At 64.0% G+C, this 26,860-nt stretch carries 27 protein-coding genes and 1 pseudogene; 12 read left to right on the forward strand and 16 right to left on the reverse strand.

The genetic code is table 11. The annotated features are described in order from the left end of the window. Positions 1-129: 129 nt before the first annotated feature. A complete protein-coding gene (gene ptsP / locus ACKFR8_RS03830; protein WP_408930605.1) occupies positions 130-1,821 on the reverse strand; it encodes a phosphoenolpyruvate--protein phosphotransferase in 1,692 nt (563 codons plus the stop codon). Between the two features lie 226 nt (positions 1,822-2,047). On the opposite strand from ptsP, the gene ACKFR8_RS03835 reads away from it, so the two are divergent. The 4 genes from ACKFR8_RS03835 to ACKFR8_RS03850 all read left to right on the forward strand — a co-directional run bounded on the left by ACKFR8_RS03835 (position 2,048) and on the right by ACKFR8_RS03850 (position 6,118). Then, positions 2,048-3,019: a 1-phosphofructokinase family hexose kinase gene (locus ACKFR8_RS03835; RefSeq protein WP_408930606.1), complete on the forward strand. Its 972-nt coding sequence runs from the start codon at positions 2,048-2,050 to the stop codon at positions 3,017-3,019. Between the two features lie 24 nt (positions 3,020-3,043). After that, positions 3,044-5,125 carry a PTS fructose transporter subunit IIABC gene (locus tag ACKFR8_RS03840; RefSeq protein ID WP_408930607.1) on the forward strand — a complete coding sequence of 694 codons (2,082 nt, stop codon included), beginning with the start codon at positions 3,044-3,046 and terminating at the stop codon, positions 5,123-5,125. 59 nt (positions 5,126-5,184) lie between these two features. After that, the gene (locus tag ACKFR8_RS03845) at positions 5,185-5,454 is read left to right on the forward strand and encodes an HPr family phosphocarrier protein (protein WP_408930608.1); all 270 of its coding nucleotides are present in this window, start codon (positions 5,185-5,187) and stop codon (positions 5,452-5,454) included. Positions 5,455-5,548: 94 nt separating this feature from the next. After that, complete coding sequence (locus ACKFR8_RS03850; protein ID WP_408930609.1) at positions 5,549-6,118, forward strand: hypothetical protein; 570 nt, start codon at positions 5,549-5,551, stop codon at positions 6,116-6,118. Positions 6,119-6,253: 135 nt separating this feature from the next. On the opposite strand, the gene ACKFR8_RS03855 is transcribed toward ACKFR8_RS03850, so the two are convergent. Together ACKFR8_RS03855 and hflX are read right to left on the reverse strand one after the other, a co-directional pair. Continuing rightward, positions 6,254-7,534, reverse strand: coding sequence for a uracil-xanthine permease family protein (locus ACKFR8_RS03855; RefSeq protein ID WP_408930610.1), 1,281 nt, complete (start codon positions 7,532-7,534; stop codon positions 6,254-6,256). 34 nt (positions 7,535-7,568) lie between these two features. After that, entirely contained in the window at positions 7,569-9,044 is a 1,476-nt protein-coding gene (hflX, locus tag ACKFR8_RS03860) for a GTPase HflX (protein ID WP_408930611.1), read from the reverse strand. A 111-nt stretch (positions 9,045-9,155) separates the two neighbouring features. On the opposite strand from hflX, the gene ACKFR8_RS03865 reads away from it, so the two are divergent. After that, positions 9,156-9,920, forward strand: a complete 765-nt coding sequence (locus ACKFR8_RS03865) for a hypothetical protein (protein ID WP_408930612.1) — start codon at positions 9,156-9,158, stop codon at positions 9,918-9,920. Positions 9,921-9,941: 21 nt separating this feature from the next. After that, entirely contained in the window at positions 9,942-10,460 is a 519-nt protein-coding gene (locus tag ACKFR8_RS03870; protein ID WP_296130896.1) for a hypothetical protein, read from the forward strand. Here the strand turns inward: ACKFR8_RS03870 and dapF are convergent. From dapF to ACKFR8_RS03885, 3 genes are read right to left on the reverse strand one after another with little or no spacing between them, the layout of a single operon-like run. Further along, on the reverse strand, positions 10,451-11,287 hold the full coding sequence (gene dapF / locus ACKFR8_RS03875; protein ID WP_408930613.1) for a diaminopimelate epimerase: 837 nt from the start codon (positions 11,285-11,287) through the stop codon (positions 10,451-10,453). The genes ACKFR8_RS03870 and dapF overlap by 10 nt on opposite strands. A gap of 5 nt (positions 11,288-11,292) precedes the next feature. Continuing rightward, complete coding sequence (gene miaA / locus ACKFR8_RS03880; protein ID WP_408930614.1) at positions 11,293-12,231, reverse strand: tRNA (adenosine(37)-N6)-dimethylallyltransferase MiaA; 939 nt, start codon at positions 12,229-12,231, stop codon at positions 11,293-11,295. Next, a complete protein-coding gene (locus tag ACKFR8_RS03885) occupies positions 12,228-12,857 on the reverse strand; it encodes a hypothetical protein (RefSeq protein ID WP_408930615.1) in 630 nt (209 codons plus the stop codon). Before ACKFR8_RS03885 ends, miaA begins: the two co-directional genes overlap by 4 nt. A gap of 130 nt (positions 12,858-12,987) precedes the next feature. Here ACKFR8_RS03885 and ACKFR8_RS03890 point away from each other — a divergent pair, with 130 nt between their 5' ends. Together ACKFR8_RS03890 and ACKFR8_RS03895 are read left to right on the forward strand one after the other, a co-directional pair. Next, a complete protein-coding gene (locus ACKFR8_RS03890; RefSeq protein ID WP_408930616.1) occupies positions 12,988-14,304 on the forward strand; it encodes a DUF349 domain-containing protein in 1,317 nt (438 codons plus the stop codon). Further along, complete coding sequence (locus ACKFR8_RS03895) at positions 14,305-15,396, forward strand: GNAT family N-acetyltransferase (RefSeq protein ID WP_408930617.1); 1,092 nt, start codon at positions 14,305-14,307, stop codon at positions 15,394-15,396. Here ACKFR8_RS03895 and ACKFR8_RS03900 read toward each other — a convergent pair. The 5 genes and pseudogenes from ACKFR8_RS03900 to recA all read right to left on the reverse strand — a co-directional run bounded on the left by ACKFR8_RS03900 (position 15,369) and on the right by recA (position 20,522). Then, positions 15,369-16,458, reverse strand: a pseudogene (locus tag ACKFR8_RS03900) (alkene reductase). The gene ACKFR8_RS03895 and the pseudogene ACKFR8_RS03900 overlap by 28 nt on opposite strands. A 28-nt stretch (positions 16,459-16,486) precedes the next feature. Next, positions 16,487-17,137, reverse strand: a complete 651-nt coding sequence (locus ACKFR8_RS03905) for an Rv2732c family membrane protein (protein WP_408930618.1) — start codon at positions 17,135-17,137, stop codon at positions 16,487-16,489. Positions 17,138-17,156: 19 nt separating this feature from the next. Next, entirely contained in the window at positions 17,157-18,692 is a 1,536-nt protein-coding gene (gene miaB / locus ACKFR8_RS03910) for a tRNA (N6-isopentenyl adenosine(37)-C2)-methylthiotransferase MiaB (protein WP_408930619.1), read from the reverse strand. 81 nt (positions 18,693-18,773) lie between these two features. Further along, complete coding sequence (gene recX / locus ACKFR8_RS03915; RefSeq protein ID WP_408930620.1) at positions 18,774-19,367, reverse strand: recombination regulator RecX; 594 nt, start codon at positions 19,365-19,367, stop codon at positions 18,774-18,776. Between the two features lie 12 nt (positions 19,368-19,379). Then, the gene (recA, locus tag ACKFR8_RS03920; RefSeq protein WP_296130866.1) at positions 19,380-20,522 is read right to left on the reverse strand and encodes a recombinase RecA; all 1,143 of its coding nucleotides are present in this window, start codon (positions 20,520-20,522) and stop codon (positions 19,380-19,382) included. Between the two features lie 318 nt (positions 20,523-20,840). Here recA and ACKFR8_RS03925 point away from each other — a divergent pair, with 318 nt between their 5' ends. Genes ACKFR8_RS03925 through ACKFR8_RS03935 form a run of 3 tightly spaced genes read left to right on the forward strand, consistent with a single transcriptional unit; the run spans position 20,841 to position 22,746 of the window. Next, entirely contained in the window at positions 20,841-21,425 is a 585-nt protein-coding gene (locus tag ACKFR8_RS03925) for a biotin transporter BioY (protein WP_296130863.1), read from the forward strand. A gap of 9 nt (positions 21,426-21,434) precedes the next feature. Next, entirely contained in the window at positions 21,435-22,127 is a 693-nt protein-coding gene (locus ACKFR8_RS03930; protein ID WP_408930621.1) for an energy-coupling factor ABC transporter ATP-binding protein, read from the forward strand. A 4-nt stretch (positions 22,128-22,131) separates the two neighbouring features. Next, positions 22,132-22,746, forward strand: a complete 615-nt coding sequence (locus tag ACKFR8_RS03935; protein WP_296130858.1) for an energy-coupling factor transporter transmembrane component T family protein — start codon at positions 22,132-22,134, stop codon at positions 22,744-22,746. Between the two features lie 9 nt (positions 22,747-22,755). Here ACKFR8_RS03935 and ACKFR8_RS03940 read toward each other — a convergent pair whose 3' ends face one another. From ACKFR8_RS03940 to pgsA, 4 genes are all read right to left on the reverse strand, one after another. After that, positions 22,756-23,592, reverse strand: a complete 837-nt coding sequence (locus ACKFR8_RS03940) for a PspA/IM30 family protein (protein ID WP_296130855.1) — start codon at positions 23,590-23,592, stop codon at positions 22,756-22,758. A 113-nt stretch (positions 23,593-23,705) separates the two neighbouring features. Then, the gene (locus tag ACKFR8_RS03945; protein ID WP_296130852.1) at positions 23,706-24,041 is read right to left on the reverse strand and encodes a helix-turn-helix domain-containing protein; all 336 of its coding nucleotides are present in this window, start codon (positions 24,039-24,041) and stop codon (positions 23,706-23,708) included. 45 nt (positions 24,042-24,086) lie between these two features. Beyond that, the gene (locus ACKFR8_RS03950) at positions 24,087-24,563 is read right to left on the reverse strand and encodes a CinA family protein (protein WP_296130848.1); all 477 of its coding nucleotides are present in this window, start codon (positions 24,561-24,563) and stop codon (positions 24,087-24,089) included. Next, a complete protein-coding gene (gene pgsA, locus ACKFR8_RS03955) occupies positions 24,560-25,150 on the reverse strand; it encodes a CDP-diacylglycerol--glycerol-3-phosphate 3-phosphatidyltransferase (RefSeq protein ID WP_408930622.1) in 591 nt (196 codons plus the stop codon). Before pgsA ends, ACKFR8_RS03950 begins: the two co-directional genes overlap by 4 nt. Before the next feature lie 82 nt (positions 25,151-25,232). Here pgsA and ACKFR8_RS03960 point away from each other — a divergent pair, with 82 nt between their 5' ends. Next, the gene (locus ACKFR8_RS03960; RefSeq protein WP_296130842.1) at positions 25,233-25,523 is read left to right on the forward strand and encodes a YciI family protein; all 291 of its coding nucleotides are present in this window, start codon (positions 25,233-25,235) and stop codon (positions 25,521-25,523) included. 39 nt (positions 25,524-25,562) lie between these two features. On the opposite strand, the gene ACKFR8_RS03965 is transcribed toward ACKFR8_RS03960, so the two are convergent. Next, a complete protein-coding gene (locus ACKFR8_RS03965; RefSeq protein ID WP_408930623.1) occupies positions 25,563-26,681 on the reverse strand; it encodes a TerC family protein in 1,119 nt (372 codons plus the stop codon). Positions 26,682-26,860: the final 179 nt, after the last annotated feature.

A 26,860-nucleotide genomic window follows, 5' to 3' on the forward strand; every position in this document is an offset into this window, starting at 1 on the left:
TCGCCCACTCACAACCTGAAGCCTAGAACCTCAATAGCGGCCGCCGGAACTCTTTCCAGCGGCCGCTAGTGTGCTACCAGGCGCCGCTAGAGCAGCTGCATAAGCTCGGGCGGCGCCTCTCTGTAGCGTTTAGCCTTGGAACTCCTCAAGCAGGGCAATGACTGCAGTGCGGGCATCGGACGGGCCCTCAGCATTGATGGCAGCGTCTGCCATCTTCTGACACTGCTCTAGCGTGAGCTCTGCCAGCTGGGCACCGACACCGGCGACGGCGGTCGACGCAGCCGACAGCGAGTTCACGCCCAGGCCGGTCAGCACGCAGGCCAGCATCGGGTCGGCCGCAGCCTCGCCGCAGACGCCCACCATGACATCGTTGTCGCGGCCCACCATGCAGGTGTGCTGGATGAGGCGCAGTACGGCCGGCTGCCACGGGTCGGTAAGGTATGCCAGCTGCGGGGACAGGCGGTCAGCCGCCATGGTGTACTGGGTCAGGTCGTTGGTACCGATGGACACGAAGTCCAGGTGCGGCATGATGGTATCCGCCATCAGCACAGCAGCCGGAACCTCAATCATTGCACCGGCGGTCAGGCCGCGCTCGCGGCACAGACCCGCAAACCACTTGGCCTCGACAGCGGTGGCGACCATCGGTGCCATAACCCAGGTGGTTGCCTTCTCGTCGCGCTCAGCCGCTGCCTGAGCAATAGCGTCGAGCTGACGGGTTAGCAGCGCCTCATTGTCGCGGGCAACGCGCAGGCCGCGGACACCGAGGGCCGGGTTTTCCTCAGAATCCAGGGTGGCATAAGAAATCGGCTTGTCCGAGCCAGCGTCCAGGGTACGGACGACGACCTTGGACTCCGGGAAGGCGTTGAACACCTTGCTGTAGATGCGCGCCTGCTCGTCAACAGTGGGCTCCTCGCTAGCGGAAAGGAAGGACAGTTCTGTGCGGTACAGGCCGATACCTTCGGCCTGGGAGTCCGAAGCGATGCGGGCAGCGTTGCCGTCGGCCACATTGGCCAGCAGTTGCACTCGGTGACCGTCCTTGGTGTGAGCGGGGCCGCGCCACTGCGCCACGCGGGCAGCCTTCTCGCGGTACTCCTCCACTGCCTTCAGGGACTCCGCGCGGTCAGCGCCGAGGGAGACGGTGCCCATAGAACCATCGACGAAGACCTGCGTGCCGGCCTCAATGGAGCGTAGGTCAGCACCCACGGCCACGATGCACGGAATGTCGAGCTGACGGGCGATGATGGCGGTGTGGCTGGTCGGACCACCTAGCTCAGTAACCAGCGCCTTAATGTGCGCGGTGTCCAGGGTGGCGGTATCAGCCGGTGCCAGGTCGTCCGCGAAGAGAACGGCCTCACCAGAGACCATGGGCAGGCCAGGCTCCTGCTCGCCACGCAACTGCGCGATGACACGGTCACGCACGTCTTTCAGGTCCGTGGTGCGCTCTGCCATGACGCCGCCGGCGGCCTCAAACATGGTGACAAACTTGTCAGTAGCGCCGACGACGGCATACTCGGCGTTCTTGCCGCCACGGATGCCCTTGCGGACAGCCTTGTGCCAGCCACGGTCCTTCACCATGCCGGCGGTCGCCCCCAGCACTTCTGCGGCCTGGCCATCGGCTCCAGCAGCACGCTGTTCCAAACGCGCTGCGACGATGTCCACCGCTTCCAAGAAGCGGTCGTACTCGGCATCGCGCTTATCCTCGGCGATGGTCTTTCCGGCGGTGGGCAGCTCCGGGCGAGGCCGTACCCACACGGCTTCGGCGTACGCAACGCCGGCTACAACGCCAGTTCCTTTAACGGTGGATTGGGACACGTTTTCCATGACACAGTTCCTTACGGAGACGAATTTTTTCTCTTTACAAGATCATCACAAATTTTCCGAAAATGCAACGAAAACCACAGTGATTCGATTGACAATCGGACACAATCGGGCAACAATCAACACCGACGAACCCTCGAGCTGATGTATGTCTAGTTCGACCGCGCCGGCCCCCGCCGGGCGAGTTTGCCACCACTATACGCACACCGGAAAGGGACGATTCACCAGTATGATCCTCACCTTAACCCCGAATCCCAGTATTGACGCCACGATCTCTCTGCACGAGGAAATCGAGCTCGGTGCCGTTCACCGCGCCGAGTCGGTCTCCCAGGTTGCCGGAGGCAAGGGCGTCAATGTAACCCACGCGGTAGCCCTTGCCGGCGTCGATACGCTGGCGCTCGTGCCAGCCCGTGAAGATGATCACTTCCTCTCCCTTACCGCCGTGGATTCCATCCCAGTGGAGGCGATCCCCATGGACGGAACCATCCGCATCAACACCACGTTGACAGAGCCGGATGGCCGGACCACCAAGCTCAACGGCCCTGGCCCCGTGCTCAGCACGGATACCCAGCGCGCTGTGCTAGACGCAGTGGCCGCACACGCGCCGAAGGCCGAGTGGCTCGTCATGGCGGGTTCCCTGCCCAAGGGTGTGCCCACCGAGTGGTACACCCAGCTCGTAGCCGCTGCTCGCGCGGCGAACCCAGAACTGCACATCGCCGTCGATACCTCCGACGCTCCGATGGTGGCCCTCGGCGAAGGCCTGGGCACCGCCGCCCCTGACCTCATCAAGCCGAACGGGCTCGAGTTGGGGCAGCTGGCAGGAGTCGACGGCAAGGAGCTGGAAAAGGCTGCCGAAGGTGGCGACTACAGCGGTGTGGTCGAGGCCGCCCGTGTTGTGGTCAAGCGCGGCATCCCCGAGGTCCTCGTCACCCTCGGCGGTGCAGGTGCCGTTCTGGTGACCGCGGATGAAGCGTGGGTGGCTACCCCGCCGCCGATTGTCGTCAAGTCCACCGTGGGCGCTGGCGATTCGTCGCTTTCCGGCTACATTCTGGCACGGCGTACTGGGGCATCCTCCGCGGATTCCCTGCGCCAGGCGGTGGCCTATGGTTCGGCCGCGGCATCCCTGCCCGGGACCCAGATACCGACCCCCCAACAACTCGATATCGATCACACCGCTGTTTCGGCGGTACCCAACCTCTAGTCATCGTTAGGAGTGCCCAACACCATGGCATCCGCTCTCATTACCACCGATCTCGTGGCGCTCGACGCCGATTTTGGTGACAGTATTGAATCAGTCATCACCAATCTGGCTACGCTGGTCCACGACACCGGCCGCGCCACCTCCGTTGACGAGCTCGCAGCACCGGCCATTGCCCGCGAAGCCAAGGCCGGCACCGGCGTTCCTGGCGGAGTGGCTATCCCGCACTGCCGTTCTGCCGCAGTCACGGAGCCGACATTGGCCTTTGCTCGTCTGTCTCGGGGTGTAGACTTCTCCGGCCCGGATGGCGACGCACACTTGGTCTTCCTCATCGCAGCCCCCGAGGGCGGCGGCAAGGCCCACCTCAAGATCCTGTCCAAGCTGGCCCGCGCGCTGGTGAAAAAGGACTTCCTCGAGGCTCTTCGCAACGCGCAGACCAAGGAAGAGATTGTGAAGCTGGTCCTCGGCGTGGTCAACGCGGAGAAGCCGAAGAAGGCTCCTGCCGCTGACGCTGCGCCCGCTGGCGCCGCCGCCGCACCGGCGAGCGCTGCCAGCGAGTCCAGCAACAAGACGCGCATCGTGGCTGTAACGGCCTGCCCGACGGGTATCGCACACACCTACATGGCTGCCGACGCGTTGACGCAGACCGCAGAAGAGCGCAACGACGTCGATCTCACCGTGGAGACACAGGGATCGTCGAACAACACCTCGGTCTCGCCGGAGACCATCGCGGCTGCCGACGCCGTCATTTTCGCCACCGACGTCGGAGTCCGCGACCGCGAGCGCTTTGCAGGCAAGCCGGTCATCGAGTCCGGTGTAAAGCGCGCCATCAACGAGCCGGGCGTAATGATCGACGAGGCCATCGCCGCCTCCAAGAACCCGAACGCACACAAGGTCTCCGGCACCGCCGGTGCGTCCTCCTCCGCTGCGGAGGAAGGAGGCGAAGGCCTGGGCTGGGGAAAGCGCATCCAGCAGGCCATCATGACCGGTGTGTCCTACATGGTGCCGTTCGTGGCCGCTGGCGGCCTCCTGCTGGCCTTGGGCTTCTTGCTGGGCGGCTACGATGTGGCCAACGGCTGGCAGGTCATCACCACCGACTACTCGCTGACTAACCTGCCGGGACACGACGTGGTGGTGGACGGCGTGACGACCACGTTCAAGCACTCTGGTCTTGGCCTCTACTTGGGCGCGGTCCTCTTCGCCACCGGTCAGGCGGCGATGGGCTTCATCGTTGCTGCCCTGTCCGGCTACATCGCCTTCGCCTTCGCGGGCCGCCCGGGTATTGCACCGGGCTTCGCTGGCGGCGCCATCGCCGTTACCCTGGGCGCTGGTTTCATCGGTGGTCTGGTCACCGGCCTTATCGCCGGTCTGGTCGCTATGTGGATTGGCAAGTGGAAGGTCCCGCGCTGGATCGGTTCCCTCATGCCTGTCGTTATCATCCCGCTGCTCGCCACGATGATTACTGGCCTGCTCATGTACCTACTGCTGGGCGCTCCGCTAGCCGCCATCATGGAAGGCCTGCAGAACTGGCTGTCCTCCATGTCCGGCTCCTCTGCCGTGCTGCTGGGCATCATCCTCGGCCTCATGATGTGCTCCGACCTGGGTGGTCCGGTGAACAAGGCGGCCTACCTCTTCGCCACCGCTGGCCTGTCCACTGGTGACGAGGCTTCCATGAAGATCATGGCGGCCGTCATGGCCTCCGGTATGGTCGCCCCGATTGCGCTGTCCATCGCTACCTTCCTGCGCAAGAACCTGTTCACCCCGGCTGAGCAGGAGAATGGTAAGTCTGCCTGGCTGCTCGGCCTGTCCTTCGTTTCCGAGGGCGCAATCCCGTTCGCCGCTGCCGACCCGCTGCGCGTTATTCCTTCCATGATGCTGGGTGGCGCGGTCACCGGCGCACTGTCGATGGCCCTGGGCGTTATGTCCCGTGCCCCGCACGGCGGCATCTTCGTCATCTTCGCCATCGAGCCAGCATGGGCCTACTTCGTAGCCATCCTGGCCGGCGTTGTGGTGGCCGCCCTCGCGGTCATCGCAATGAAGCAGTTCTGGCCTAACAAGGCTGCGGAGCAAGCCGCTGCGCAGGCAGAAAAGACCAAGGCTGCGGCATAACCCGTAACGGGCGTACAATTGTAATCACGAAAAAGCTTTAAGCCGAAAGGACTGTCATCATGGCTTCTAAGACCGTCAAGGTTGGTTCCTCCGTCGGACTGCACGCACGTCCGGCCTCCATCATCGCTGATGCTGCCGCCGAGTTCGATGAGGACATCTTCCTGACACTCGTCGGCGACGAGGACGAGGACGAGACCGATGCCGCCTCCTCCCTGATGATCATGGCGCTGGGCGCCGAGCAGGGCGATGAGGTCACCATCACCTCTGACAACGAGGCTGCAGTTGAGAAGATTGCCGGCTTGATTGAGCAGGACCTCGACGCTTCCTAAGTAGCGTCCCGCCGTTCTAGGCGCACGCTCCCGCTTCCCTCTTGGTGAAGGAGGCGGGAGCTTTTTCATTGTGCAGCTTTGTTAGCGTTATTCCATGACGAACCGGCCCACCACTCCCAGCGATTTAGGTATCGAAGACCTGGATCTAGCAAAGATTGAAAAAGCCTTAACACCGCGCTTGGACAGTTTTACTGCTTCCGAGAACCATTACCCACACGAAGGAAAGTGGAAGGAACCGAAGTTCACCGTTGTCGCGCTCATAAGGCACTCATTGGCTATCGATACCGTCCTGGCCATAGAGATTGAATGCGAAAAAGGCCTAGCGTTTATAGGTTACGAAATAGTGGGGGCAGACACCCGCTTCCGCCGTGGCATCAGTACTGAAATCCTCTATCACGGGATAGCTTCAGTGCTTTGGGCGGATCAGCTCGCGGGAGACTACCCGATTGGAAAAGCTGATTTCACCAATCCCGAAGCTATTACGTGGCCAACTCACACCGATGACGAGGTCTACCTACACACGGTGGACGAGCTGCTTGACTACGTTCAAACGCGGCTCGGAAGTGATGAAGTGTGGGTGAACGACGAATTCTTCGCAGGCCTAATGCCGCACCGTGGTTTCGGAGATGAGGAAGCAGTGAAGTACTCGAAGGGACCGGAGTAAACACACCTTATGCAGGTTTCTGCACGCAGCCACCTGGGAGGTTTAGTTCAATACTGCTCCAGATGGTGTCTTTACTCCGGCCCCTTATCCCCCGCCACTGTGCCCCGCTCTCGCCGCACTTATGCGGCGAGAGCGCTAGAACTTCGCGCCGTGTCCCTCGCCGACAGTCTCGTAGAGCTTCTTCATCACCGGGTAGAGGACGATGATGCCTAAAGAACCCCAGGCGATGCCCTCCAGGGTCACGCCAAAGACGTCCAGGGTGAGGTTGCCAATACCGGCAATAAGCGCCACCGCCGCCGCGGTGAGGTTCACCGGGTTGTTGAAGTTGACCTTGTTATCCATCCAAATGCGCACGCCGAGCATGCCGATAAGGCCGTAGAGCACCAGGCAGGCGCCACCCAGGACGCCGGTGGGGATGGTGAAGATGAGCGCGCCGAACTTCGGGATGAAGGCCAGAGCGATGGCGGTGATGGCAGCAACCCAGTACGCGGCCGTGGAGTAGACGCGGGTGGCGGCCATAACGCCGATGTTCTCCGCGTAGGTCGTGGTACCGGAGCCGCCGAAGCCTCCAGCCAGGGAGGTTGCCAGGCCGTCGGCAATGAGGGCGTCGCCAGCGAGGTCATCGAGGTTGCGCTTGGTCATCTCGGAGACGGCCTTGACGTGGCCGACGTTTTCCGCAATGAGGACGACGAGCACCGGCAGCGCCGCCAGAATGGCGGAGATGTGGAATTCGGGTGCGTGGAACTGCGGGAAGCCAATCCAGGCGGCCTCCCGGATGGATTCCACCGCGCCCTCCCCCAGGTTGCCGGTGGCCGCGGCAAACGCCCAGCCCACGACAACGCCGATGAGGATGGATAGACGCGAGACCATGCCGCGTCCCGCCACGGTGGCCAGGATGATGGCCGCCAAGGTGACGGTGGCAACCAGCGGTTGGCTGGAGAAGTTGGAGGCCGCATTGGGTGCTAGGTTCAGGCCGATGAGTGCCACGATGGCACCGGTGACCGCCGGCGGCATGACCGCGTCGAGGACCTTCCTACCGGCAGCCTTTACTCCGAGTCCAATGAGCACGAGGACCAGACCTGTTACCAGGACCGAGCCGGCCTGCGCGCCGATCCCGTACTGCTGTGAGGCGGTCAGCGGCGCAATAAACGCAAAGGAGGAGCCCAGATAGGAGGGCAAGCGGTTGCGTGTGATCGTGAGGAACAGCATGGTTCCCAGACCGGAGAAGAGCAGCGTGGTGTTGACCGGGAAACCCGTCAGGGTGGGCACGAGCAGCGTGGCACCGAACATGGCCACGACGTGCTGCATGCCGATGCCAATGGTGCGGCCCCAGCTCAATCGTTCTTCGGGCGCAACGACGGCACCCGGCTTAATAGTTTTTCCGTCCCCATGGACGTCCCAGGCAAAAATACTCACGAGTCTTAATTATGGCCCACCCGCGCCCCGAATCCTAAGCGGAATCCTCCACACGGAACTCGGCGAGCTCGGCGGCGACGGAGGCGGGCAGTCGAACGTCGACAAGCGTGCCTTCCCCGGAGTACTCCTCGCTGCGCACGGTGCCCTCAGCGTGGAGGCGTGCCACAACGTCGCCGCGGGTAAACGGAATGAGCATCTGCACGTGCTCATCGCGGGAATTGAGGAAGAGCTCCACCCGGGCGGTGAGCTCGTCTACTCCCTCGCCGGTTTTCGCGGACACGTAGACCACGTTGTCACGGTCGAGGACGTGACGCAGCTCCGCCAGGACGAGGGGATCGGCCTCATCGATCTTGTTGATGACGATGATCTCCGGCGGGGCTTCCTCACCAGTGTCTTTCACGATGTCATAGATGACCTGGTTCACCGCCTCAATCTGTTTGAGCGGGAACGGGTCGGAGCCGTCGACCACGTGCAGCATGAGATCCGCGGCCAAGACCTCCTCGAGGGTGGATTTGAAGGCCTCCACCAGCTGCGTGGGCAGGTGGCGCACGAAGCCGACGGTGTCGGTGAAGACGACCTGGCGGCCATCGGCAAGCTCGGCGCGGCGCGTAGTCGGATCCAGCGTGGCGAACAGGGCGTCTTCCACCAGTACGCCCGCGCCCGTCATCGCGTTAATCAGGGAGGACTTGCCGGCGTTGGTGTAGCCGGCGATGGCAATCTGGGACACGGTGGAGCGCTGCCGCTTCGAGCGCTTGACCTCACGCGCCGTCTTCATCGCCTTGAGCTCCTTGCGCAGCAGCGCCATCTGCGTGCGGATACGGCGGCGGTCGGTCTCGATCTTGGTCTCACCCGGACCACGCAGACCCACGCCACCGTTGGAGCCGGCGCGGCCACCCGCCTGGCGCGAGAGGTTGCCACCCCAACCACGCGTATGCGTGTAGAGATACTCCAGCTGCGCCAGAGATACCTGTGCCTTACCCTCCTTGGACTTCGCGTGCTGGGCAAAGATGTCCAAGATGAGCATGGTACGGTCAATAACCTTGGTGTTGAGCGCGCGCTCAAGCGCAGTGAGCTGGCCCGGGTTGAGCTCGCCATCGCACACCACGGTGTCGGCACCGGTGGCCTCCACAATTTCTCGCAGCTCCTTGACCTTGCCGGAGCCGATGTAGGTTCCGGAATCCGGCTTCTCGCGCTTCTGGTAGATGGCCTCAACGACCTCCGCGCCGGCGGTTTCCGTCAGCGCCGCTAACTCCGCCATGGTGGCTTCTACCTCAGCCACGGTTCCCTCGGTCCACACGCCGACGAGCACCACCTGCTCCAGGCGCAGCTTGCGGTACTCCACCTCGTAGCCGTCGGTGGTGTCCTCAGAACGGATGGTGGTTTCCCGGGTCACGCGGCGGAAGGCGTTGCGCTCTGCTAGGTCTAAGTCACCGGTGGTCGGCTCGGCCGGTGCGGGCGCGGGCTCCCCGAAGGCCTGCGCGAGGAGTTCTTCATGCGTCTTATCTGTCATACTGCTCCCCATTCTTGCACGACTGCCTGCAGAAACGGGAATCCAGTTTCTACGACTTGGGCCGTACTTAGTCATTTTTGGCTGGGGCGGGTGCCGGATACAATAGTGGCTATGAGCGTGAAAGAAACGACCCACCCCGAGATGCAGGCGATCGGCCTGAACTACGAGCGCTGGCAGGACGCCGTCGAGGCCGCCATTTCCACCAACCAGTTGGCGGTGACCGGCGAGGTCCGCGGCGGTCAGCTCATCCAGTTCACTGACGCCTCGGGTGCCCAACTCAACATCCTGGCGGTAGAACCTTTCGCAACCTTCATAGGCTTCGAGTCGGTGACCCAGGGCTTTGCGCACGTATCGATGATCAATGATGTGCTGGCCTATCTCGACATCATTGACCCGTTCGGCACCGTCATCACGCAGGCCACCGCCAACCTGGCACAGGGCCCGCTGTTGGTGGAGGAAGATACCCAGCAGTGGCAGCAGGTGGAACTTACGGCGATGGGGCTCGACGTTGCCCGCTACGACAACTCCGACGCCTACGAGGCGCAGCACGGCGTGTACCCGGCTACCTTCGAGTCCGAGGGAGCCGCCATCGTTGCCTCCGGCTCCGGGGCTGCGGCGCCGACGCCGGGCTGCACCTTTGCTGCCCGCGTCATGGAGTCCGAGTGGCGCCACAATCAGCTCACCGGCCAGCGCTTCATGCACATGGTTATGGACGGCGCCTTCCCCTTCGATCTGTGCCTGCCGGAGTCCTTCGGTCAGCTCCCGGAGAAGGACACGGTGCTCGCGGGTACCGCCATGCTCACTGCCTCCATCGCGCTGCCTACCGGCGGCGGTTGCGGTTGCGGCTCCGGAGGCTGCGGCTGCGGCGGCCACTAGGCATATCGTAGGGTGGAATACATGAGTTTCTCCGCATCTCAGCGCCGGCAGCTCGCCGTGTTTCTCGCCGTAGCCACCGCTGCGGTGTTGATCTCGACGCTGAAGATGCCAGGGGCCGTGCTGGCGGTGCTCGTGGCCGGCGCCATGTGGCTGTTTGCTAGCGCGCGCCCCAATGCGTCCGAACACGCGGCGCTGCGCGCGTCCATCGCGCTGACTGTGGAGGACATCACCGATGTGCTGCAGGATTACGCCACGTTTGCCACGAGCGACGACGCGGAGTCCCTGGCGGATCGCACGCTGCACCGCCCCGCGCTTGCCGACGTTGACTGTGCCCACCCCACCATCCAGGCCTTCCACTACGAGATGCACGGGGCCCAACGCTTCCTGCGCCGGCTTAACGCCCGCATCAACGCCGCGGACGTGGAAACGAGCGAGCTGGAATCGCTGCTCAAGGTCGCCGACGAACGCGCCGCCGAGCTCAAGGAATCCTGGCTCGCGGCACGCTGTGCCGCGCTCAGCCTGGGCACAGACTACAAGTAGGCCTCGCCGCTGGCCACGATGCGGGAGGGGCCGGTCAGCGTCGAGCCGTCATCGCTAATCGCGACGGTCACCTCGCCGCCGGGGACGATGATACGGACGTTGCCGGTGCCCAGTGCGGCGTCGGCAAGCGCGGCGCGTGCCGACGCCACCGTCCCCGTGCCGCAGGAGCGAGTCTCCCCCACGCCGCGCTCGAAGACGCGCATGTGCGCCACCCCGTCTTCCAACGGGGTCACCAGCTCCACGTTGACGCCCGCGGGGAAAAACTCCGTATCGAAGACTGGCTGCTCCAGCGTGCGCTCCGCCAGCGCCTGGGGGCTGAGGCCCGGGATGACCGCTGCCAGGTGGGGGTTGCCCATATCGACGCCCAGGCCGGCGAAGCTCTCCCCGGCCATCGACGCGGTGGACACACCCAGCACGGTGGCCGGGCCCATCTCCACGCTCACCACCGCATCGGTGTCGCTACAGGAGTGCACTGTCACCTGCTTTGCCCCGGCGCGGGTGCCCACCGTGAAGGTATCTTTATCCACCAGCCCGCGGGAGCGTACCCAGTGGGCAAAGACGCGCGTGCCGTTGCCGCACATCTCCGCCACGGAGCCATCGGCGTTGCGGTAGTCCATGAACCAGTCCTCTGGATCAATACCCGGCGCGAGCGCGTCAATCTCCCCCGCCTTCACTAGCTCTGCGGCGCGGATGACGCGGAGGACGCCGTCAGCCCCCAGCCCGGCGCGGCGATCACACAGCGCGACTACTTGCCCTGGCGGCAGCGGCTGCGTGCCCTCGACGATGACGAAGTCATTTTCAGTTCCGTGTCCCTTGGCAAATTTCATAGGCGCTAGTCTACGTCGGTGGCGAGAACGCGGCGCGCCTGCCCGAGGGTATCCCCGGCGGCGTCGAGCCACGCAATGCGCTTGTCGCGGTTGAACCACGCGCGCTGACGGCGCACGTAGCGCCGCGTTCCCGTGATCGTGCGCTCCACGGCCTCCTCCCACGTCAACTCCCCGCGCTGGGCTTGCAGTACCTGTGCATAGCCAATTGCGCGCCCGGCGGTGGAGTCTGCGACAAGCCCCTGGGCCTGCAGGCGTTCGACCTCCTCCACCAGACCCTGGTCAAACATACGGCGGCTGCGCAGCTCGATGCGTGGGTTGAGCCAGTCTGCCTGGGTGCGCAGCCCCAGAATGCGCGTTCCCCAGCGCGGCGGGGCATCCTTGGGCGGCTGGCTCGCCTTGTAGGGCTGTCCGGTCAGCTCGATGACCTCCAGGGCTCGCACCGTGCGGCGTGGGTCCTTGTCCTCGATGATGTCCGCGGCGGCAGGGTCGATGCTCGCCAGCTCCGCATGCAGGGCATCCGTGCCAATCTCCTGCCGGCGCGCCTCGTAGCGCGCTCGCACCTGTGGGTCCGTGGGCGGGAACTGCCAGTTGTCCACCAAGGATTGCACGTAGAGCATGGAACCACCGACCAGGATGGGGGTCTTGCCACGGGCCAGGATGTCCTCCACGTCCGCGATGGCGGCGGCTTGATAGCGCGCCACCGAGGCGGTCTCGGTCACGTCCCACACGTCCAGCTGGTGATGTGGCACGCCCTCGCGCTCGGCCACGGTGAGCTTGGCCGTGCCGATGTCCATGCCGCGGTAGAGCTGCATGGAATCGACGTTGACTACCTCTCCGTCGAGCTCGTGCGCAAGCGCCACGCCGAGTGCGGACTTTCCGGACGCGGTGGGTCCTACAACAGCGATGGGAGCTGTGGAGGCTGTGGGTGCAGCGGGAGTGCTCATGACACCGCCCACCCAGCGACGTAGCGGCCCACACCCAGCGTGGAATCCGCCGCGCGCAGCTCCGCGTGGTGCGGGTGCACTCGAGCCAGTTGTGCCCACAGCTCGGTTTCTACTACCCCGGCGGAGCGCAGGAACTCCTCGTCGCAGTGCTCCTGTCCCCCGGCAGCCCCCGAGACGAGACCCTCGCACCACAGGTGGGCGTCCTGGGCACCGTCCACCAGGGCCAGCGGCGCGCGCTGGGTCAGGCCCGCGCTGCCGTCGACGCAGACAATGGTCAGCCGGTCCGGGTGCACTTGAGCGATATCGGCGCGGGAATCCGCCACCCGAAAGCCCTCCGCTCCCAGCTCGCGGCTGAGCGCATAGCGGGCCATGAGCTCCGGCAGATAGTTGCCGCCGCCTACCTCGACCTGCGGCGCGCCCCACGCGCGCAGGCTCCCGGTGTGCGCGGTGTACCAGCGCTGGGCCTGCGAGCCCACGATATCCACGTTCACCGGGGCAGACTGGCCGCGCGCGAAATCCCGTATCAACTCGCGGGCTGCAGCAAGGAGGGCCCGCGAGGCGTCGTCGTTGGGTGAGAGTTCTTCCGCCAGCGCCGGGGAGGCGGGCATGATTACAAGATTCAGCATCGATTCCCATCCTATAGGTCGCATTTGGGTGGTTAGCACGCGGCCAAGCGGTGGAAACGGTAGTGTTAGGTGGCATAAGTTTTGGCAGCCGTGTCGCGCGGCGCGAGTGTACTGAAGGTGGTTTCCTCCTATGTCTCCCATTCCTACTCCTGGAGCAATGCCCCGCAAGGGCGCCCGTCCCGGCCCGAAGCCTGCCGCTCCGGCCGCACGCCCCGCTACGCCCCCGAAAAATGACCCCGCCAAGTGGGGCCGCGTTGACGCCGACGGTTCCGTGTTCGTGACCGGCCCGGAGGGCGAGCGCAAGATTGGTGAGTGGCAAGCCGGCACCCCGGAGGAAGGCCTGGCGCACTACGGCGCTCGCTACGACGACCTCTCCACTGAGATCGCCCTGCTGGAATCCCGCCTCACCGCACACCCGGGCGAGGCGGAGTCCATCAAGTCCACCGCGCAGGAGCTGCGTGAATCACTGCCCACCCAGGCTGTGATCGGCGATATTGCAGCGCTCGACACCCGCCTGGGCGCCGTCATCGAGCACTCCGTCGAAGCCGGACAGCAGGCCCAGGCGGACAAGGCCCGCCACCGCGAGGAGGCTATTGCCAAGAAGGAAAAGCTGGCTGCCGAGGCGGAGGACATTGCCGCCAACTCCACCGAGTGGAAGGCCGCGGGCGATCGCATCCGCGCCATCCTGGAGGAGTGGAAGCAGATCCGCGGCATCGACCGTAAGACGGATGACGCGCTGTGGAAGCGCTACTCCCGCGCCCGTGATTCCTTCAACCGCCGCCGCGGCTCCCACTTTGCTGAGCTGGACCGTAACCGCGCCGCCGCGCGCGCCAAGAAGGAAGAGCTGGTGGAGCGCGCCGAGGCCCTCAAGGAGTCCACCGAGTGGGGCGAGACCGCCCGCGCCTACCGCGACCTCATGACGGAGTGGAAGGCCGCCGGCCGCGCGCCGCGCGAGATCGATGACAAGCTGTGGGCCAAGTTCCGCGCTGCCCAGGATCACTTCTTTAACGCCCGCAACGCTGTCAACGAAGAGCGCGACAAGCAGTACGCGAACAACGCCGCGGCGAAGGATGCTCTCATCGCGGAATACGACTCGCAGATTGATCCCTCCACGTCCATCGACACGGCCAAGGCCAAGCTCCGTGAGCTACAGGAGAAGTGGGAGGAGATCGGATTCGTCCCGCGCAACCAGGTCCGCGAGTATGAGGCTAAGATTTCCGCACTGGAAAAGCGCGTGAGCGACGCCGAGGACTCTGAGTGGCGCCGCACCGACCCGGAGGCGCAGGCCCGCGTGGCCCAGTTCCAGGCCAAGGTGGATGACTTTAACGCTCAGGCCGAGGCCGCCGAGGCCAAGGGCAACACCAAGAAGGCCGAAGACCTACGCGCTCAGGCAGCACAGTGGCAGGAGTTCGCGGACGCCGCCGCAGCCGCTGTCAACGACAAGTAGGTGTTCGTCCAGATAGTCGCGCCGTCGCCCGCTGCTGCGGCCACCGCCGAACCAGCGGATTGCCTGCGCAGCTTCGTCTTCGACGCCAACCTGGCGGCCCAGGAGGCCAGCGGTGATCCCGCGGCCAGCAGCTCGCCGCGCCGCGTCCTCCAGCGCCTGCAGGGCTCAACCGAGTCCCGCACGCTGCTCTTCGGCCTGACGGATTCCGCTCTCGGGGAGGCCGGCGAACTAGGCCTCCCCGTCATTTCCGCGGCGGAGCCCAGCCCCGAGATCGACTTCGATGGCTTCATCCACATCTCCCTCCCGCTGTTGGAAGAGACGGACAACGCAGACGTCGAATGCGTCCTCGCCGCTGATTTGTTGCCGCTGCCCGGGGAGGAGCTAGCCCCGGAGGCCCTGGAAGTCACGCGGGCACTGGCCCGCGAAGCCCTGCGGCTGGCGCGCGAGCTCGGCCGCCGCACCGTCCAGGTAGGAATGCTCTATCCGCCGGACGCGGACTTTCACTACGACCCCATGTCGCAGGCCTACACTGAGCTGGGGTTCACCCGCAAGCACTCCGAGCACCAGATGTACGTGGACATCAACGACACTCCCCCGGTCCTCGGCGCGCACGTGTGGCCAGACTATGACATTCCGGAGGAGTTTTTAGACGATGTCCTGCGGCTTTTGACCTTGGCCTCCACGGATGCCGTCTTCGGCGACCTCAGCGTGGAGCCCATCGTGTGGACCCGGCAGCGCCTCCAGGAGGCGCATGCCCGGCTGCGCTCCCGTCACGCTCACACGCTGCTCGTCGCCATCATTGAGGGCGGCCGCGTGGTGTCGCTCACGGAACTGTCCCGCCACAGCGACGCCGACCCGGAAGTCTGCGAGTGGACACTCACCGTCACCGACCGTGCGCACCGCCAACGGGGGCTTGCTACCCGCGCCAAGCAGCACGCCCAGCACGCGGTGAGCCACCACTGGCCGGACGTGCGCCGCGCATATTGCTCCGTCGCGGACGCCGATCCCGCCATGAACGCGCTCTACGCGCGCCTCGGCGCCCACGCTATTTCTGCAAGCAGCGCCTACGAGCTGACGGTGTACGACGGGTAGTCGGTGTAGCCGCGCTCCCCGCCCGTGTAGAAGGTGGACTCGTCCGGGGCCGTGACCGGCAGCTCCTCCTGCCAGCGGCGGACCAGAATCCGGGTTAGAGATGGCCAACCGGCCCACAGCCACGGCGTCGCCGTGCTGCACCAATTGCTCGGCCTCCTCGCGCTGGGTGATCTGGCCAAAGCCGGAGTTAAGGATGACCCGGGTGCGCCCATTCGCGCGGGCGTGAGCACTCAGCTCAGAAATCAGCTCGCCGGTAGGCTCCGCGTTGAGGAAGGACACATAGGCCAGGCCAAGGTCGGCGGTGGCGCGGAGCAGGCCGCCGTAAGTGGCGAGCACGTCCGCGGCGTCGGTCTCCGCAATGCCTTGGATATTGTTCTGCGGGGACAGGCGCAGCGCTACGCGGTCAGCTCCGATCTCCTCGGCTGCTGCGAGCACGACCTCCTCCACGAGGCGGTAGCGGTTCTCCGGGGATCCGCCATAGGCATCCTCGCGGTGATTAGAGCTCGGGGACAGGAACTGGTGGAGCAGGTAGCCGTTAGCGCCGTGAATCTCCACGCCGTCCATGCCAGCGTCGACGGCGTTGCGGGCCGCCTGGCGGAACTCATCAACGATGCGCGGCAGCTCCTCAGCCTCGAGGGCACGGGGAACCGGGCACTCCTTGCGGGACTCGAAATCACGCACCGCCGTGCCGGAGGCTAGCGCCGACGGAGCCACCGGCTGCTCCCCCTCAAGCAGGCTGGCGTGGGACAAGCGCCCGCCGTTCATCACCTGCATGAAGATGCGCCCGCCTGCCGCATGAACGGAGTCGGCCACGCGGCGCCAGCCGGCGACCTGTTCCGCGGTTTCGATGCCGGTCTGGCCCGGGAAGGCTCGGCTCGTCACTGCTGGGAAGACGCCCTCGGTCACGATGAGTCCCAAGGAGGCGCGCTGCGTGTAATACGTCGTGTGCAAGTCCGTGGGGACACCGTCGCGGCCGGCGCGTGAGCGCGTCAACGGTGCCATCGTCACGCGGTTCGGCAGGGTCAGTCGTCCCAGTTCAAGTGAGTCAAATAGTGATGCCATGCCCACCACAACACGGCGTAGCGGACGCTTATTCCGCGCCGTGCTGCCGGCGGTAGCGGGCGGCGGCTTGGGAGCGGCGGTCGTCGACCAGCAGCGGGTTCTGCTCCGCCGGCAGGTCCGTAGCAGCTTCCGTTTGCAGCAGACCCACGTGATCGAGCTTGCCGGAGGTCTCTCGCACGCGCTCCGCGGCCGCGAGCTGCTCTGGGCTGCGGCGCAGGGCCACGTTGCAGTACGCCACAAACGCCAGCAACGTGGACAGCGCGCCGACATACATCCCGATGGACGCGCCATCAGCCGCGCTCCCACGGAACCAGAAGCCCCACAGGTTGATGAAGAAGGAAATAGTCACCAGCATCCAGGCAACCAGCGCCAGGGACGTCCGCCGCACGAAAATAGTCGCCGTGGTCAGCACGCCCACACCGAGCAACGCGAACCACGCACTCACGGTCTCCATGATGGAGATTCGCACGCCTTCGGAAGTCTCCGTCAGTGCAAGGGCTTCCCAGCCGTGCGCCGCGCCCGCGTACGGGAGCAGCAGGTAGGCCACGTACGCAGCGACGGAAGCGATCAGAAGGTACCGGAAGTTGCCCAGCTCTAGGCGCTTGGCCGCGCGGCGCTCTGCTGCTACGGCATCACGGGCGGCACGGGCATCACGGGCGGCGTGGAAATCCTCACTCATATCCTCGGAGCCTACTCCCCTAGCACCCGCAGGCATCAGCGGACGCCGCAGGAGCGCTGGGCTTGCCGACGCCCGGCAGGCCCAAGCCCACACCAATCGGTGCGGTGGTAGGAACCTGGCCAGCAGCGGACATATCACCGGCCTTGGTGCGACGGTGCTCGGTCACGCCTGAATCAGCCACGAGGAAGAAGGAACCGGAATCCGTCACCGTGGTGTGGACGACGTCGCCGGGGCGGATGTCACCGGAGATGTCCTTGCCGTCAGCATCGACTGGCGCGAAGTGCACCAAGCGGCCGTCGCGAGCACGGCCGGACATGCGGTGCGTCTCGTCGTTCTTGCGGCCGCCCTCAGCCTGCACCAGCAGCTCAACATCGGCGCCGACCAGCTTGGCGTTTTCCTCGGCCTGGATGGAATCCTGCAGCGCGACAAGTCGCTCGAAGCGTTCCTGCACGACCTCCTTGGGGATCTGGTTTTCCATCTCTGCCGCCGGCGTGCCTGGGCGCGGCGAGTACTGGAACGTAAATGCGGAGGCGAAGCGGGCGCGGCGCACCACATCCAGGGTGGCTTCGAAGTCCTCCTCCGTCTCCCCCGGGAAGCCCACAATGATGTCAGTGGTGATCGCCGCATGCGGCATCTTTTCGCGCACCTCATCGAGGATGCCGAAGAACTTCTTCGTGCGGTAGGAGCGGCGCATGTCCTTGAGTACCTTGTCCGAGCCTGACTGCAGCGGCATGTGCAGCTGCGGGCATACCGACGGGGTTTCCGCCATCGCATCGATGACGTCAGAGGTGAACTCAGCCGGGTGCGGGGAGGTAAAGCGCAGGCGCTCAAGTCCCTCGATCTTGCCTACTTCGCGCAAAAGCTTGGAGAAGGCGAAACGGTCTCGCGGCAGGTCGGGGTCGGCAAAGTTGACGCCGTAGGCGTTGACGTTCTGGCCCAGCAGGGTCACCTCGGTCACGCCTTGGTCCACCAGTGCCTGGACCTCCGCCAGGATGTCCCCCGGGCGGCGGTCCTCCTCCTTGCCGCGCAGGGACGGGACAATGCAGAACGTGCAGGTGTTGTTGCAGCCCACGGACACCGACACCCAGCCGGCGTAGGCGGACTCGCGCTTGGCGGGCAGCACGGAGGGGAAGGCCTCAAGAGCATCCACGATCTCCACTTGTGCCTCGTCGTTGTGGCGGGCACGCTCGAGCAAAGTCGGCAGCGCGGCCATGTTGTGGGTACCGAAGACGGCATCGACCCACGGCGCGTGATCGAGGACGGTGTCCTTGTCCTTCTGCGCCAGGCATCCGCCCACCGCGATCTGCATGCCCGGGTGATTTTCCTTGGTCTTCTTGAGCGCGCCGAGTGTGCCGTAGAGGCGCTTATCAGCGTTCTCGCGCACCGCGCAGGTGTTGAAGACGACGAGGTCCGGCTCCACGTCTGCGGGGGCGGCGGTGTAGCCGGCTTCTTCGAGCAATCCGGAGATACGCTCGGAATCGTGCACGTTCATCTGGCAGCCGAAGGTACGCACCTCGTAGGTGCGGGGCTGGTTTTCAGTTACAGGGGTGCTCACGTCGGGTCATTTTAACGGCCCACTCCCGCTACTCATAATGCGTCAGCAGCCCTGGATAGGCGCGCTTAACCCAGGGATTGCCTAGGACAGCTCCGCTATGCGCGCATCGAGCGCCTCGATGGATACCCGCATGGTCAGGCCCTGGTTGTAACCGCGGCGCGCCAGGGTGCCCACGATGCGCCGCAGGAACTTATCCCGCTCGTGGCGGTCCGCGGGGACCTTCTTCAGCGTGCGGGCCTTCTTCGCCGCAATCTGGCGAGCAATGGCCTCTTCCGAGTCTTCGGTCACTTGCTCCAGGGCCGCAGCGCGATCTTCGGCAGCAACGCCCTTATCTTTGAGCTCCAGGTTGAGGGCCTGGGCGGACTTACCGCGCCGCACGTGGCGCTGGCGAACCCACTCGCGCGCGAAGGATTCATCGTCGATAAGCCCCACGCCAGCGAGGTCATCGAGGACTGCCTCGACAACGTCGGGCTCAAACTCGGCTGCGACGAGCCGGTCCTGCAGCTCCTTCCGGGAGCGGGCCCGCTGATCCAGCAGGCCCAGCGCGCGGGAGCGCACCGCGGCCTTGGCTTCCTCTGCTTCGGTATCGATGAGGTTGCCGCCCGCGTTCCCCGATTCATACTCTTCGAGGGCGCGGCGCAAGCGCTCAATCTTGTCCGGTGAGGGTTGAACCATCAGTAAGGCAGATTAGTCGTCGTCGAAATCGACGTTGGGGACCAAATCCACGGACTCATCCGTGAGCGGATCGTCCGCGCCCGGCACATCCATGGCCACGTCCTCGCCGGCCTCAGCCGCAGCCGCGCCGACGCCCAGCTTGACGAAGATCTTCTTCTCAATCTCATCCGCCAAGTCCGGATTGTCCTTGAGGAAGTGCCGCGCCTTCTCCTTGCCCTGGCCCAGCTGGTCGCCCTCATAGGTGAACCACGAGCCCGACTTCTTGATAAAGCCGTTCTCCACGCCCAAGTCAATAATGGAGGATTCGCGGGAAATGCCCTCGCCATACATAATGTCGAACTCCGCGATCTTGAACGGCGGGGACACCTTGTTCTTGACCACCTTGAGCTTGGTGCGGTTACCAATGGCGTCCTGACCGTCCTTGAGCGTCTGGATACGGCGAATATCGCAGCGCACGGAAGCGTAGAACTTGAGGGCCTTACCACCGGTGGTGGTCTCCGGGGAACCGAACATCACGCCGATCTTCTCGCGCAGCTGGTTAATAAAGATGGCGGTAGTGCCGGAGTTGTATAGCGCGCCGGTCATCTTTCGCAGCGCCTGGGACATCAGGCGGGCCTGGAGGCCCACGTGGCTGTCACCCATCTCGCCCTCGATTTCCGCCTTCGGCGTCAGTGCTGCCACCGAGTCAATGACGATGATGTCGATGGCACCAGAACGCACCAACATGTCCGCAATCTCGAGAGCCTGCTCACCGGTATCCGGCTGGGACACCAGAAGATTGTCGGTGTCCACGCCCAACAGACGGGCGTATTCCGGGTCAAGCGCGTGCTCGGCGTCAATGAAAGCAGCAATTCCGCCGGTCTTTTGCGCTGAGGCGATTGCATGGAGGGCCACAGTGGTCTTACCGGAGGATTCCGGACCGTAAATCTCGACGATGCGTCCACGCGGGAAGCCGCCCACGCCCAACGCAATGTCAATCGCCGTGTTTCCGGAAGAGATGGCCTGGATTGGCGGGCGATCGTCATCTCCCAGGCGCATCACAGCACCCTTGCCAAAATCCTTCTCAATCATCGACATTGCGGCGTCGAGCGCCTTCTGGCGGTCATCGCCCTTTCCGGCCTTGCTGGCCGCCGAGGACTTCTTCTTCGTAGCCATGTAATCCTTTACCTCGTCGTGGTTACTTGTCGTTGCTATTCGCTAATTTCTGTGCAGTGTTTAGCCTTTAGACTGCGGCTGCAGCCGCTAGGTTCCCGGCTCATTCCCGAACCACGAACACACCCTAGCGCGCCCGCCGGACTCTCCACACACAATACACACACAGGTGTTCGATTATCCACTTTCGCCCTGGTGTGTCGAACAAGCTAACCCCCGCCACCCAGTTGAGGGTATTCCAGGCAAGAAAACGCCAAGCTTGAACACCGTTCAAAATCCCGTATTTGCTGGCACGTTGCAATGCTGGATAAACTTCGGCCCATGAAAAAGAACTCTGTCGCGCTCGACATCGCCTACGTCGCAGTATTCACAGCCCTCATTATCGTCTTCGCCTTCGTGTCCATCCCCACCCCGACCGCGGGCGTGCCCATTGTCCTCCAGAACGCCGTCATCATCCTCGCCGGACTCGTACTGGGCGGGCGACGTGGTTTTTTCGTCGGACTGCTCTTCCTCGCACTGGGCCTAGTCGGCATGCCCATCCTGGCCGGCGGACGCAGCGCCCTCGGCGCCATTGCCGGCCCCACCGTGGGCTACTTGGTGGGCTACATCATCGCCCCCGCCATCGCGGGACTCATCGCCTACCGCGCCCCGCGTGCCAAGGGCGGAATGATTGCCACTCTGGCCGTCGCTGGCGTCGTGGGCTTGGCCATCCAGTACTTCTGCGGCAGCATCGGCCTCATGGTGCGCTCCGACATGTCCTTCGGCGCCGCTATCCTCGCTCAGGGCCCGTTCCTCATCCCGGATCTCATTAAGGTTGCCGTCATGGTGGCCGTAGCCGTCGGCGTACACACCGCTTTCCCTGACCTCATGGGGCGCCGCGCTCGCTCTACCCAACAGCAGGTTTAGGCCACCGTCGTGCCACGGATTGACTTCAACAACGTCTCGGTCTCCTTCGACGACAAGCAGGTTCTCACCAACATTTCCTTGACGCTTTCAGAGCAGCGCATCGGCATCATCGGCGCCAACGGTGGCGGCAAGTCCACGCTGGTTCGCCTCATCAACGGCCTGGGTGAGCCCACGGAAGGTGAGGTGCTGGTGGACACGGTGGACGTCGCCAAGCATGGCAAAGAGGTGCGCCGCAAAGTGGGCTTTGTCTTTTCCGATGCAGAGAACCAAATTGTCATGCCGAACGTGCAAGATGACGTGGACTTTTCTCTGCGTCGGCTCAAGCTCCCCAAAGCGGAGCGTGCCGCGCGCGTCGACGCCGCCCTTGAACGCTTTGGCCTCAGCTCGCTGGCCGAGCAGTCACCGCACACCCTCTCCGGCGGGCAAAAGCAGTTGCTGGCACTTGCCGCAGTCTTGGTCATGCAGCCGACCGTCATCATTGCGGACGAGCCCACCACGCTGCTTGACCTGCGCAATCGCGACCGGATACGGCGGGAATTCGCCTGCTTGGAACAGCAGCTCATCGTGGTGACCCACGATCTGGATTTCCTCTCCGACTTCGACCGCGTGCTGTGCATCGACAACCACCGCGTTGCCGCCGACGGCGTACCCGAAGACGTCATCCCCTTCTACACCGACCTCATGGCCTCCCGCCCGCTCTAGCATCATGCCCAAGAACATCCCCCTCGGCTTCTACGTGGACGCCGATACCGTGATTCACCGCCTCCCAGCAGCGCTCAAGTTTGTCGCGCTGATCGCCTTTATTCTGGTGACCTCGCTGGCGGTGCACACCATACCCTGGGCGGGGCTGAGCCTGGCCCTAGTCTTTGCACTCTTCCCCGTCGCGCGGATCCCTTTCCGCGTCGCGGTGGGACAGCTTGCACCGCCGCTCTACCTCCTGATTGCCCTCGCGGCCTTCCAGTGGTGGCAAAAGGGCTTCGTGGACGCCGCCATCATGTTTCTCACGGTCTACGCGGCAGTTGCCGCGGCCATTCTCCTGACGCTGACAACGCAGGTTTCTGAAATGATGGATTCCTTTGACCGGGTGCTGGCCCCGCTCGCCCGGTTCGGCGTGCCCGTGGAGAACATTACGCTGGCGATGTCTTTAACCATTCGCCTTCTCCCCCTCATGCTCAGCACCGTCCTCGAGGTGCTAGACGCGCGAAAAGCCCGGGGTGCCGCGGCCTCACTCACGGCCTTTGGCACCCCGGTTGTTATTCGTTCCATCCGCCGCGCCCGCGCCATGGGAGAAGCCCTGCAGGCGCGTGGTGTCGGCGACTAGCGCTGGTTTCTACTCCCCGCGCAGCTCGCGCAGGCGGGCCTGCACGGCATCATCCTGAGCGTTGGGCTGGGAAGCGGAGGAATTGCCGCCGATGGCCTGCTGGGAGTTGCCCTCCACCGACTTCGGGCTATTCATCTCCGCACGGATCTGCTCTAGGCGGGAGTGGCCAGCCAGTTGCACGCCAGCCTGCTCGATCTCCTGCATGCGGTTCGACACCGAATTCTCCGCCAGCTCCGCCTGACCCAGAGCGTTGGAGTAGCGGCGCTCAATCTTGTCACGCACCGCGTCCAGGGACGGTGTGTTGCCGTTCGCGGTGAGCTCGTTCATGGAGTTCAGCGACTCGGAGACCTTCTCCTGCATCTTGGCCTGCTCCAGCTGCGACAGCAGCTTGGAGCGCTCGTTGACCTTCTCACGCAGCGCCATGCCGTTGCGCTCCACGGCCTTCTTGGCCTGCTCGGCCTGCTGGAGGGCCTGATCGTGCAGCTTCTTGGTGTCCTCCACAGACTGCTCAGCGGTGACCAGCTGGGCGGCGAAGGCCTCTGCGGCGTTTTCGTACTCGGTGGCCTTCTGCACGTCGCCCTCCGCGCGAGCCTTATCCGCCAGGTTCAGCGCGTTGCGGGTGTTCTGCTGCAGCTTTTCAATCTCGCTCAGGCGGCGGTTGAGCTGCATCTCCAGCTGGCGCTGGTTGCCAATGACAGCCGCGGCCTGCTGCGACAGCTCCTGGTGCTGACGCTGCGCATCCTGGATCGCCTGCTCAATCTGAACCTTGGGGTCCGCGTTCTCCTCAATCTTGGAATCGAAGAGAGCCATAAAGTACTTCCAGGCCTTTACGAATGGGTTCGCCATGACAGAAGGTGCCTTTCTCAGCAGTCAATAGTGTTTCGAGAGTTGTTCTACCCACCCAATAGTAGCGAAGAGGGTGGGTAAGCGTTGCGGTACGGAACCGGCGCGCAGCCTGTCTAGAGCTCCGAGGCCGCGGGTGCCGTGGAGGCGAGTTCCTCGTCCATAGAGGGCAGTGCCATGTAGCCAGCTGCCTCAATGAGGACGTCGGAGACGTTGACGTCCAAGGCGTGGCACACGGAAGCGAGCAGCTCAGAGGACACCTCCTTGCGTCCGCGCTCCAGCTCAGAGAGGTAGCCCGGGGACACGCGGGCCACACCGGCGAGCTCGCGTAGCGTCACGCCCTTATCTGCGCGAAACGCGCGGAGGGTAAGTCCCAGCGCCTCACGCAGCAGGGGTTCGGGCGCTTTCGGTGCTCGGGTGGGCTTATCAAGAAGTGCAACTGAAGTGTTCATCACTCCGTACAACGGCTCAGCGAAAGCGTTTGTTCCCGCGGCGCCCTAATTTTCTGCAAGAGTTGATAGCAGAAGGCTCAAGGCCGCGTCCACTGCTGCCTCGCGGATGGCGTTGCGCTCGCCGTCCTCGAGCTGCACCAGGACGCCGCGCTGGCCCGCACTCCTCCGGCACACCCCCACGTAGACCGTTCCCGCCGGCTTTCCCTCCTGCAGGTCGGGCCCCGCCACTCCGGTGAGCCCAATCCCCCAGTCCGCATCGGTCTCCGCGCATGCAGCCGCGGCCATCTCCGCTGCCGTCTCGGCTGAAACCACGTCTTGGTCCTCCAGCGCCTCCACGCTCGTGTGCAGAAAGTGCGCTTTGACCTCCGTCGCGTACGTCACCAGGCCGCCACGCAGCACCGCAGAAGCACCCGGAATGCTAGCCACCGTGGCTGCCGCCAGACCGGCGGTAAGGGATTCACAGAACGCCAGTGTTTCTCCGCGCTCACGAAGCGCGGCGACGACGCGCGCTGCGGTACTCACTGGTTTTCCTTCCGCCCATCAACGAGATACTGCACGCCGGTGACCACCGTGACTACGACGGCGGCGAGCATGACGATGCGGCTCGGGATGTCCATCCACTCAGGTAGCGGGCACAAGTACAGCGCCACGGCCAACGTCTGCAGAACAGTCTTCAGCTTTCCGCCCTTGGACGCCGGCACCACCTTGCCCTGACGCAGCAGGACGAAGCGCCAGATGGTGATACCAAACTCGCGGAACAAAATGACCACGGTGATCCACACCGGCAACGCGCCGATGATGTTAAGGCTCACGAACGCCGCGGTCATCAAGGCCTTGTCGGCGATGGGGTCGGCAATCTTGCCAAAGTCCGTAATCAACCCGCGCGCGCGAGCAATGTCGCCGTCGAGCTTATCCGTGAGCATCAGCAGCGCGAAGCAGCCGAAGGCCCACCAGTCGTGGCCGGCGAGGACCAACCACACGAACAGGGGAATAAATAGGATCCGCAGGCCGGTCAAGATATTGGGCAGATTCCAGTTCGACACCGCCGGATCGACGTCCGCATGTGGTGCCTGGTTCTGCGCAGCCTGAGAATCATTCACGTTCTTCATCCTACCGTGGTCACTTTCCTCGCAACCTTCGGCCTCCCCCAATCCGGCCCGCCCGAACCCCGCACTGATTACAGTGAAGAGCATGAAGTATTTCGCAGTCTCGTACGAGTACAACCCGTCCAATCCCGTCATCGCCCAGGTGCGCCCGAAGCACCGCGAATTCATCACGTCCCTCCTGAAGAAGGGACAGATTTGCGGCTCGGGCCCCTATACGGATTCCAAGGGCGGGGCGCTCATCGTCCTGCAGTTCGAGGACGAGTCCACCGAGGTTGCACAGGTCATCGAGCTCATGGACCAGGACCCCTTCTACGCCGAGGGGGCCGTCACCGGCCGCGCCTTCCGCGAGTGGAACCCGGTCATCAACTCCTTCTAGCCCTTCCGGCCTTCTCCAGCAGGCGCCGGCACAAGCACGCTACGGCAACTGTGTCTCCGGCAGCTCCTCGGCCTTGCCCACGAGCTCGCCCTCCTTGTTGCGCACAATCTTGTTGCCAAAGTCGTCCCAGTCATAGTGGTTGTGGGAGATGGACACCCCGCCCTGGGACTCGTCGCGCTTGTCCTTCCACAGTGACAGCAGCACCGTAATGACCAGCACTCCCACGATCACCAGCAGTGACGTGATGGTGGAGATTTCCGGAATGGAGCTCACATCCTCACCCCCGTTGATGAACGGCAGGTTGTTCTCATGCAGAGCATGGAAGAGCAGCTTGACGCCAATGAAGAGCAGGATGATACCCAAGCCGTACGGCAGGTACACCAGGCGGTCCAACAGCCCGTCGATGAGGAAGAACATCTGGCGCAGGCCCATCAGCGCGAAGGCGTTCGTCGAGAACACCAGGAACGGCTCCGAGGTGATGCCGTAAATGGCCGGTATGGAGTCGAAGGCAAACATGACGTCGATCAGCCCGATAGCTGCCAGCGCCACGCACAGCGGGGTGAGGGCGAACTTGCCCTTCTTCTTCCCAGACTCCTCGCGGTGGGTCAGCTTGTCCCCGTGGTAGCGCGGGGTGACGTGCACAACCTTGCGCAGCCACTTGATGATGAGCATGTCATTGGGGTCGGTTTCCGGGGCATCATTGATCTCATCGATGAGCAGCTTCACTGCGGTGTAGATGAGGAAGATGGCGAAGAGGTAGAACACGTCCGACCACGCCGCGATGATGGCTGCGCCGAGCATGATGAAGATCAGTCGGAAGACAAGGGCCAGCACGATGCCGATAAGCAGCACCTTCTGCTGATATTTCCGCGGGATTTTGAACGACGCCATGATGAGCGAGAAGACGAACAGGTTATCCACACTCAGCGCCTGCTCGGTGACCCAACCGGTGTAGAACTGCGTGGCATGCTCGTGATCCCAAAGCACCCACACCACCCCGCCAAAGATGAGGGCGATCACCATGTAGAAAATGGTCCAGCCCGCGGACTCCTTAATGGTGGGCTCATGCGGGGAGCGGACGTGGCTGTAGAAATCGAAAACAAAGAAGCCCAGTACCACCACGATGGTGATGGCCCAGACCCAGACAGGTACATGCATGGTGCACTATCCCTCCGGTCGGCGTGACAACTAAGACCGGAGGTCTCCCCCGCTAGCACTGACCTACAGCTGACACTGTTGACACTGTTGACGCTGTGCTAGCCGACGCGACCGGGAACTGCCTTTTCACAGTAGCCGTGTTGACGATCAGCGCCGAAGACTGGGGTACTCCCCTCCAA

Origin of the sequence: Corynebacterium axilliensis (genome assembly GCF_046097495.1) — a bacterium.
Lineage (GTDB): Bacteria > Actinomycetota > Actinomycetes > Mycobacteriales > Mycobacteriaceae > Corynebacterium.

Excerpts from the sequence above, each read along its gene's own strand:
- ptsP (WP_408930605.1), bottom strand. The coding sequence starts at position 1,821 with ATGGAAAACGTGTCCCAATCCACCGTTAAAGGAACTGGCGTTGTAGCC.
- ACKFR8_RS03835 (WP_408930606.1), top strand. The coding sequence starts at position 2,048 with ATGATCCTCACCTTAACCCCGAATCCCAGTATTGACGCCACGATCTCT.
- ACKFR8_RS03840 (WP_408930607.1), top strand. The coding sequence starts at position 3,044 with ATGGCATCCGCTCTCATTACCACCGATCTCGTGGCGCTCGACGCCGAT.
- ACKFR8_RS03845 (WP_408930608.1), top strand. The coding sequence starts at position 5,185 with ATGGCTTCTAAGACCGTCAAGGTTGGTTCCTCCGTCGGACTGCACGCA.
- ACKFR8_RS03850 (WP_408930609.1), top strand. The coding sequence starts at position 5,549 with ATGACGAACCGGCCCACCACTCCCAGCGATTTAGGTATCGAAGACCTG.
- hflX (WP_408930611.1), bottom strand. The coding sequence starts at position 9,044 with ATGACAGATAAGACGCATGAAGAACTCCTCGCGCAGGCCTTCGGGGAG.
- ACKFR8_RS03865 (WP_408930612.1), top strand. The coding sequence starts at position 9,156 with ATGAGCGTGAAAGAAACGACCCACCCCGAGATGCAGGCGATCGGCCTG.
- ACKFR8_RS03870 (WP_296130896.1), top strand. The coding sequence starts at position 9,942 with ATGAGTTTCTCCGCATCTCAGCGCCGGCAGCTCGCCGTGTTTCTCGCC.
- dapF (WP_408930613.1), bottom strand. The coding sequence starts at position 11,287 with ATGAAATTTGCCAAGGGACACGGAACTGAAAATGACTTCGTCATCGTC.
- miaA (WP_408930614.1), bottom strand. The coding sequence starts at position 12,231 with ATGAGCACTCCCGCTGCACCCACAGCCTCCACAGCTCCCATCGCTGTT.
- ACKFR8_RS03885 (WP_408930615.1), bottom strand. The coding sequence starts at position 12,857 with ATGCTGAATCTTGTAATCATGCCCGCCTCCCCGGCGCTGGCGGAAGAA.
- ACKFR8_RS03890 (WP_408930616.1), top strand. The coding sequence starts at position 12,988 with ATGTCTCCCATTCCTACTCCTGGAGCAATGCCCCGCAAGGGCGCCCGT.
- ACKFR8_RS03905 (WP_408930618.1), bottom strand. The coding sequence starts at position 17,137 with ATGAGTGAGGATTTCCACGCCGCCCGTGATGCCCGTGCCGCCCGTGAT.
- recX (WP_408930620.1), bottom strand. The coding sequence starts at position 19,367 with ATGGTTCAACCCTCACCGGACAAGATTGAGCGCTTGCGCCGCGCCCTC.
- recA (WP_296130866.1), bottom strand. The coding sequence starts at position 20,522 with ATGGCTACGAAGAAGAAGTCCTCGGCGGCCAGCAAGGCCGGAAAGGGC.
- ACKFR8_RS03925 (WP_296130863.1), top strand. The coding sequence starts at position 20,841 with ATGAAAAAGAACTCTGTCGCGCTCGACATCGCCTACGTCGCAGTATTC.
- ACKFR8_RS03935 (WP_296130858.1), top strand. The coding sequence starts at position 22,132 with ATGCCCAAGAACATCCCCCTCGGCTTCTACGTGGACGCCGATACCGTG.
- ACKFR8_RS03940 (WP_296130855.1), bottom strand. The coding sequence starts at position 23,592 with ATGGCGAACCCATTCGTAAAGGCCTGGAAGTACTTTATGGCTCTCTTC.
- ACKFR8_RS03945 (WP_296130852.1), bottom strand. The coding sequence starts at position 24,041 with ATGAACACTTCAGTTGCACTTCTTGATAAGCCCACCCGAGCACCGAAA.
- pgsA (WP_408930622.1), bottom strand. The coding sequence starts at position 25,150 with ATGAAGAACGTGAATGATTCTCAGGCTGCGCAGAACCAGGCACCACAT.
- ACKFR8_RS03960 (WP_296130842.1), top strand. The coding sequence starts at position 25,233 with ATGAAGTATTTCGCAGTCTCGTACGAGTACAACCCGTCCAATCCCGTC.
- ACKFR8_RS03965 (WP_408930623.1), bottom strand. The coding sequence starts at position 26,681 with ATGCATGTACCTGTCTGGGTCTGGGCCATCACCATCGTGGTGGTACTG.